1 pseudogene is annotated in these 245 nt (G+C 66.9%); it reads left to right on the top strand.

What is annotated here, in order from left to right:
* Nucleotides 1-245 (top strand): annotated as a pseudogene (locus tag MFF64_RS39165) (MBL fold metallo-hydrolase); the annotation flags it as partial.

Here is a 245-nt window from a genome sequence, read left to right as displayed (position 1 = left end):
CCAAGGAGCTGGACCGGGTCATCGGCCGCGCCCCAGGGCGGGTCTTCGTCACCACCTTCGCCAGCCACATCCACCGCATCCAGTCGGTGATCTGGGCGGCGGAGAAGTACGGGCGCAAGGTGGCCATGGAGGGGCGGAGCATGCTCAAGTTCAGCCGCATCGCCCTGGAGCTCGGCTACCTCAAGGTCAAGGACCGCCTCTACACCCTGGAGGAGGTGAAGGACCTCCCCGACCACCAGGTCCTC

Source organism: Methylobacterium frigidaeris, assembly GCF_022179185.1.
Taxonomy (GTDB): domain Bacteria; phylum Pseudomonadota; class Alphaproteobacteria; order Rhizobiales; family Beijerinckiaceae; genus Methylobacterium; species Methylobacterium frigidaeris.
The sequence above is the reverse complement of the archived record's forward strand: the minus strand, read 5'-3'. Positions and strand labels throughout refer to the sequence as shown.